Below are 7,503 nucleotides of genomic sequence, written 5' to 3'. Positions count from 1 at the left end.
GCGCAGGGGAATAGTAATATACCCGACCAGCCTACGAATACGAAGCGATCGCGCTTTAGCCAGTCGTCTACGGTGTCAAATATACCGCGTGACGCACTTGCGCGTCCAACTGCAATGGTCATTTCAAATCCTCTTACTATTGCGGTAAATCGTCTGAACTTGAGGAATTTACATTTCCCTTTGACACCATCGGCGCATAAACCACCGATTCTTGGAGAAGTTTGCTAATTATGTCAATTGACAAACTAACTTTATTCTCTCATAGGCCAACTCTAGACACCTGTGCCCCCTTTTCAGGTTGCAGGCTACTTTTGGCACTACCTGTCTGCACGTTCAGTTGACTTACATGATAAAAAAATATCAGAAATTTTACAATTTGACACTTCCCCTCTCATAAATTCCTGGGAAATCAGATAAATAACCCAATACCATAGATACTTGAAAAGCTAGATAATCTAGATCGGAGCTAGTGCGTTTGTAGTATTTGTGCTTACGCGATCGCTACCAACGTACAAACCCTACCTTTCTGGAAATCTTTCCTAAATAACTTTAGACTAATTTAAGCTTTAATTCATGGCTGCACCGACAACATCCACAGCAATATCCACAGATAACACCGTACTCCGTCAAGAAATTTTAGGCTCTCGCCGCTTCAGTAGCTACTTTTTCGCCATTATCGTCTCTATCGGAGCTACAGGCTTTCTTTTGGCAGGTATTTCCAGTTACCTCAAGGTCAACCTCCTGCCCTTTGCCGACCCTACGCAGCTACTCTTTATTCCTCAAGGAATTGCAATGACATTTTATGGGGTTGCCGGAATACTACTGGCACTATACCTGTGGCTGGTGATCCTTTTGAATGTGGGAGGCGGTTACAACGAGTTTAATCGCGAAACAGGATTGATAAAAATCTTCCGATTGGGATTTTGGGGTAAAAACCGCCAGATAGAATTAACCTGCAAGAAAGAAGACGTCCAAGCAATTCGAGTCGATGTTAAAGAGGGAATCAATCCGCGCCGTGCCCTATATCTGCGTGTTAAAGGACGGCGGAATATCCCCCTAACTCGCGTTGGACAACCAATAGCCATAACAGATCTAGAAAATCAAGCAGCGGTACTAGCGCGATTCTTGGAAGTGCCGATTGAAGGTCTATGAATCAATAACTTGAGCTGGAACCAATCTGCATGAGAAAATTCAGTAGCTATGGATACGAATAGGTAAATTCAAAATGCAGATAGTAATCCAGCGGTGTTTATTGTTACTCATAGTCATTAGCGGTTTGGTGCTGGGAGGCTGCAACACCCAGCAGGCTGCTTCTTTGGACTCTAACAAGCCCGCAGCGACAGAAACTCCGTCTGTCCCTCCTAGCCCGGTTAAAAGTCCCTCAGTTAGCGATTTACCTAGGCTTGAAGGTAAAGCTACAGTGGTCATAACAGTCAAGGGATCGCCAATTACGATTCAAGTCGATGGAACGAATGCCCCAGTCACAGCAGGCAATTTTATCGATTTAGTCCAACGAGGCTTTTATAACGGGCTAGTATTTCACCGCGTAGTTCCCCAATTTGTGGTTCAGGGTGGCGACCCGCAAGGTAAAGACCCGAACTTTCCTGTAGACCTGTTGGGAACGGGGAGTTTTATTGACCCAACTACAAATCAACCGCGTTACATTCCCCTCGAAATCAAGCCTAAAAAAGCACAAACCCCTGTTTACAGCAAGACATTCAAGAGTGCAGGCATCTCTGGCGTCCCCGAATTGAACCATACTCGCGGTGCTGTTGCTATGGCTCGTTCGTCTTTGCCAGACTCGGCTTCGTCGCAGTTTTACATTGCTTTAGTCGATCTTTCGTCTCTAGATGGTGACTATGCTGTTTTTGGCTATGTCACTCAGGGGATGGATGTGGTGGACAAGATTCAGCAGGGCGATCGCATTGAATCTATCAAGGTAACGCAGGGGATCGGCAACCTCAAAAAAGGGAAGTAAAATTCATTGGTCAAATATCAACGGATTGTTGGTAGGAATACCAATCCCTAATGGATGTTGTTGTTACAGGCATTGGTCTGGTTTCAGCCTTGGGCAAGAGTTTGGAAGCTAGCTGGCGACGGCTGGTATCTAGTAAATCTGCCATAGGGCTGCATCAACCTTTTGCAGAAATAGCACCACGACCTCTAGCCTTGATTGGAAATGCACCAGCTGAGTTTAAATCGCTAACTCAGTTAGTTGTATCCGCTGCACTACAAGATGCTGGGTTAGTTCCACCATTGCCCGACTGTGGGGTGGTAATTGGTTCGAGTCGCAGCTGTCAGGCGTCATGGGAGAAGTTAGCCCGACGATTATATCAAGACTATCCCCCTCAGCCCGCCTTTAGTAAGGAAGGGGCACAGGGGGATCTATTTTGGTTGGATACCCTACCACATATGGGGGCGATCGCTGCTGCTCGTCAAATCGGGTCAACTGGGACGGTATTAGCACCAATGGCTGCCTGTGCGACTGGAATATGGGCGATCGCGCAAGGGTATGAGCTAATCAAGACTGGGCAATGCGACAGGGCGATCGCTGGAGCAATCGAAGCACCAATTACACCACTAACCCTGGCTGGCTTTAACCAGATGGGCGCTTTAGCTCAAACTGGCGCTTATCCTTTTGACAGACACCGCGAAGGATTGGTACTGGGCGAGGGGGGAGCTGTGTTTGTCCTGGAATCAGCTGAATTAGCTCTGCGGCGGTCAGCACGGGTTTACGGTCAAGTGCTGGGTGCTGGCTTGACAGCAGACGCCTATCACCCTAACACCCCGGAACCCGGGGCTAAAAGCGCGATCGCGGCTGTAAGTTCCTGTCTCAAACGCAGCAGCCTTTCACTAAAGGAAATAAATTATATCCACGCTCACGGAACTGCTACCAACCTGAATGACCGAACTGAGGCACAGCTGATTGAGCAGATGTTTCCTCAAGGGGTGCCCATCAGTTCAACTAAGGGAGCGACGGGTCATACACTAGGCGCATCTGGAGCCTTGGGAGTAGCTTTCTGCCTGATGGCTTTGGAGCATCAAACTTTACCGCCTTGTGTGGGGTTGAAAGAACCAGAGTTTGAGTTGGATTTAGTGACTGCGGCGCGTCCGGCTGAGATTCAGAATGTGCTGTGTTTTAGCTTCGGATTTGGGGGCCAGAATGCAGTATTAGCGGTGGGCAAAGGTACAACACTATAGCGATGCCCTTCCCTAGAACGTCATATACAAGACCACAATTCATACAAAATTATAAAGAACAAGAGGGGTGTTACCCCCCACCTATGCTAGTTGCGATAAAATCAAGCATCTTACCCCAGTAAAAATTCCCGGTAATCTCCTATGGAGCTGCAATCCCACAGGTTTATATCCTCTTTTGAACCAGAGCAAGCTCTAGAACTATGTCGTCTCGCTGTTCTAGAACACTATCCCAATAAAACAGTAATTTTTGAAGAAGGCGAAATCCCAGATTATTTATACCTAGTTTTAGAGGGTCAAGTGGAGTTTAGAAAGCGCACCAGTTTTGAAAAATATCAAACTATAGCCTTAGCTAAACCTAACGACTTTTTTGGGGAGTTCGGGATTTTGGATGGTCAGCCCCGCAGCGCACAGGCCATTGTCTGCAAAGAGGCAACATTAGCCAAAATTCCGCGCGACCTCTTAATGGAAATTTTGAATAACACGAGAGGTAGCGCGGTACTAAAGCTGTTTGGTTACGTTATTGAACATATGCGCTCGACAACGGCGCAATATGTAAACCAAATGGTTCACAAAGAAAAAATGGCCTTAGTTGGAGAGATGGTTAACACTATCATTCATGATTTTAAAAGTCCTGTCACTGGCATCCATTTAGCAAGTGCAATGGTTAAAGAACTGCATCCTGATGAAGAGACAACCGAATGGTGCGATTTGATTCAAGCGCAGGTTCAGCGGATGTTGGTGATGACCGAGGAATTATTAGAATTTGGGCGGGGCAGCTCTACGTTGCAAAAACACCCTGTTAATTTATCTTTATTATTACAGCGTTTTGAGAAGCTGAATAGTGTATATTTTAAAACTTATCATTTAGAGTTTGCCTTTGAGGCAGCAGACGTAATAGTGAATGGAGATGAAAACAAGCTGATGCGTGTTTTCCAAAATTTAGTCGGTAACGCTGTGGAGGCTTTAAAAAATCGTGGTGGCAGGATAAATATCGCCGTTTGGGAGAACAGGAAAACAGCAGAAATCAAGATTTGTGATAACGGGCCAGGTATACCCGAAGAAATACGCGATCGCTTATTTGAACCTTTTGTGACGCATGGAAAGCAGGGCGGTTCGGGATTGGGGACGGCGATCGCTAAATCAATTATCGACGCGCATGGCGGACAAATATCTTTCCATTCCAGTTCGGAAGGAACAACGTTTCACATTATTTTACCCATTTTAAAAGTATAAAATATCAAATAATTACAGCAAGCTTTGTTTTGGTAGATTTTTCGTCATTATTATTTTTGCTTGCTAGAGTATTTGATTGTACAAGATATATTTGGGTTGAAAAATATGGTAAATTATATTACTTGATGCCTTATCTTATTTAAAAATATCACGATGAGCAGATATAGGAGCGCAAGTGTATAACTATAGATGCGATCGCATACATAAACTTTCATGAATTTAACCGAACAAATTCTCTCGCGTTTACCCGGAGATACGCTTGGAGGACTCCGTAAAGCTGATAACTTCTGGAAAGCATTGCGAGAAGGCACTTTACCGCTGCCGACAGTATTCAAAGAATCCTCAGAAGTTTTAGGAACTATAGACTGGGATATCGTAATTTGCGGAGGTACGCTGGGAATTTTTATTGGCGCTGCCTTAGCTAAACTTGGCTTTAAGGTTGCCTTGATAGAGCGAGGGATTTTGCGAGGCAGAGATCAAGAATGGAATATCTCTCGGAAAGAACTAGAGGTATTCTTAGAACTGGGACTGCTTTCTGAATCAGAACTAGAGACAGCGATCGCAACTCAATATAACCCAGCTCGCGTTAGTTTTCTCAATGGAGCCGAAGTCTGGGTGCGAGACATTCTAAACATCGGTGTCGATCCAGTATTTCTCCTCGATACCTTAAAATCAAAATTCCTCGCCGCTGGTGGCAAGTTATTTGAAAATACCAGCTTTGAAAGCGCCGTTGTTCACCCAGATGGAGTCCAAGTCAATGTTGGATTGCCTAACAATTCAGAGATTCTTGAAACTGACGAGCAGCTTAATAATCCAAAATCCAAAATCTCAAATCTAAAATCCCTTAAGGCGCGGTTGTTGATAGACGCGATGGGGCATTTTTCACCCATTAGCCAACAAGCGCGACAGGGGGAAAAACCTTCTGGAGTGTGCTTAGTAGTTGGCAGTTGTGCTAAAGGATTTCCCCAAAACGAGGCTGGCGATTTGCTGGTTTCTTTCACCCCAATTCAAAATCAATGCCAATATTTTTGGGAGGCTTTTCCAGCAAGAGATGGCAGAACAACCTACTTGTTTACTTACATGGATGCAGATCCCAACCGCCCCAGTCTAGAATTTTTGTTTGAGGAATATCTGCGCCTGTTGCCAGAATATCAGGGAGTTGATATTAATCAACTGGAATTTCAACGAGCGCTATTTGGCTTGTTTCCTTCCTATCGGCAAAGTCCAGTCAGGATACCAGTTAATCGTATTTTGCCAGTAGGAGATAGTAGCGGCAATCAATCTCCTGTAAGTTTTGGGGGATTTGGCGCTATGGTAAGACACTTGAAGCGTTTAACACAAGGAATTCAAGAAGCATTAGAAAACGATGCCCTTTCGCAAAATGCTTTAGCGCTGCTACAACCTTATCAGCCAAACATTGCCGTGACGTGGCTGTTTCAACGGGCAATGAGCGTGGGTGTTGAGCAGAAAATTGATCCTAATCAAATTAACCAGTTACTAGGTGGGGTATTTGAAGGAATGGAAAAACTGGGAGACAACGTTCTCCGCCCGTTTTTACAAGATGTGGTGCAGTTTGGCGGTTTGTCGCAAACGCTGCTAAAGACGGCAGTTACTAAGCCGGGATTAGTATTGCCAGTGATACCACAGGTAGGAATACCAACCCTAGTAGATTGGATGATGCATTACATAAATTTGGGCGGCTACAGCGCTTTATATCGAGCCGCGGAGTTGAGCAAGCCTATAGTAAAATCATTGCCCCCATTACAAAAATATTACTGCGATCGCTTGTTTGATGCTTGGCGATATGGCTCTGGAGGCGATTACTAAAAATGCATTTCATAAAATTATGATCGCCAGGACGTTTTTAATTTCAATTATAGGGTTAAAAAATGCTACTGCGGTACTGGATATTCTACTTTAAGCTACCTTTTAGTAATTAAAAATATACCGTTGTTTTATTCGCAAGATTACTAGCAATCGCACAAGCAAAACCCTCATTAGGAAAATTACTCCAAGGGCACGCAATTTAACAAACACCAACCTTGAGTAACGAATAATTATGGTGATAATTTAGAAGCGATCGCGCACTTTTTTATAACAAATTACCGAACGCATATAAAAAATAAATACCTTCTCCTTCACTTTGCCTTCTCGACTTTGTTACGGTAAGAAAATATTCAGCTATGTTAGCCAGAATAAAGCTAGCATAGGGAAGAGTAGGCCAGATAATTCCTCAACATGGACTTTCCTCTAGGGCGTCAATACTTATACCAAGAGATACACAGATCTGACGACAAGATCGATCTGGCTAAGGCAGCACTATATATTGCTCAGGAAGAATATCCCAACCTCGATCCAGATGAGTATCTCAACGCCCTGGATACTATGGCGGCTGAGGTGGCAGAGCGTTTGCCAGAGCAACGGTATCCCTTGCGTATTATTCAGACTATCAACAAATACCTATACGACGATCTGGGATTTACTGGAAACACTAGCGATTACTACGATCCGCGCAACAGCTTTTTAAATGATGTCATCGATCGGCGCACTGGCATCCCCATCGCTTTGTCCCTTCTGTACCTAGAGATTGCCCGAAGGCTTGATTTCCCTATGGTTGGCATAGGAATGCCAGGACATTTCCTGATTCGCCCGGAATTTGAGCAAGTGGGGATTTATGTTGATGCTTTCAATCGCGGCGAAATTTTATTTGAGCAAGATTGTCTCGATCGGCTAATTCAGATATATCAACAACCTATAAAGGCGATCCCGCCGACGTTTGTAGAACCCGTGCGTCCGAAGCGCTTTTTGGCGCGGATGCTGACGAATCTGAAAATGATTTATATGAACGGGCAGCAGTTACAAAAAGCCTTGGCGTGTGTTGAACGGATTTTGCTACTGATTCCAGAAGCAGCAGTGGAATTACGCGATCGCGGTCTTCTTTACTACCAACTGGGACGGTGGACTGAAGCCTGTAAGGACTTAGAGGCTTATTTAGCTAAAGTTCCCACTGCTGAAGATGCTACTGTAATTCGCCAGTTGCTCAGCCACTTGGATATGGATATTTAGGGA

At 44.6% G+C, this 7,503-nt stretch carries 6 protein-coding genes and 1 pseudogene; 6 read left to right on the top strand and 1 reads right to left on the bottom strand.

Features of this window, described 5'->3' with window-relative positions:
- Nucleotides 1-122, bottom strand: a pseudogene (locus H6F77_RS07760) (photosystem II D2 protein (photosystem q(a) protein)); the annotation flags it as partial.
- Between the two features lie 451 nt (nt 123-573).
- Between H6F77_RS07760 and H6F77_RS07755 the strand changes: the two are divergent.
- From H6F77_RS07755 to H6F77_RS07730, 6 genes are all read left to right on the top strand, one after another.
- The gene (locus tag H6F77_RS07755) at nt 574-1,152 is read left to right on the top strand and encodes a photosystem I assembly protein Ycf4 (protein WP_190486971.1); all 579 of its coding nucleotides are present in this window, start codon (nt 574-576) and stop codon (nt 1,150-1,152) included.
- A gap of 73 nt (nt 1,153-1,225) precedes the next feature.
- The gene (locus tag H6F77_RS07750) at nt 1,226-1,978 is read left to right on the top strand and encodes a peptidylprolyl isomerase (protein ID WP_190486969.1); all 753 of its coding nucleotides are present in this window, start codon (nt 1,226-1,228) and stop codon (nt 1,976-1,978) included.
- A gap of 50 nt (nt 1,979-2,028) precedes the next feature.
- Nucleotides 2,029-3,201 carry a beta-ketoacyl-ACP synthase gene (locus H6F77_RS07745; RefSeq protein WP_190486968.1) on the top strand — a complete coding sequence of 391 codons (1,173 nt, stop codon included), beginning with the start codon at nt 2,029-2,031 and terminating at the stop codon, nt 3,199-3,201.
- Nucleotides 3,202-3,342: 141 nt separating this feature from the next.
- Complete coding sequence (locus H6F77_RS07740) at nt 3,343-4,434, top strand: ATP-binding protein (protein WP_190486966.1); 1,092 nt, start codon at nt 3,343-3,345, stop codon at nt 4,432-4,434.
- Nucleotides 4,435-4,647: 213 nt separating this feature from the next.
- Nucleotides 4,648-6,261 carry an FAD-dependent oxidoreductase gene (locus tag H6F77_RS07735; protein WP_190486964.1) on the top strand — a complete coding sequence of 538 codons (1,614 nt, stop codon included), beginning with the start codon at nt 4,648-4,650 and terminating at the stop codon, nt 6,259-6,261.
- Nucleotides 6,262-6,672: 411 nt separating this feature from the next.
- A complete protein-coding gene (locus H6F77_RS07730) occupies nt 6,673-7,500 on the top strand; it encodes a SirB1 family protein (RefSeq protein ID WP_190486963.1) in 828 nt (275 codons plus the stop codon).
- Nucleotides 7,501-7,503 lie beyond the last annotated feature (3 nt).

The sequence above is a fragment of the Microcoleus sp. FACHB-831 genome, assembly GCF_014695585.1.
Lineage (GTDB): Bacteria > Cyanobacteriota > Cyanobacteriia > Cyanobacteriales > FACHB-T130 > FACHB-831.
This window is presented reverse-complemented; position numbering and strand designations above follow the sequence as displayed.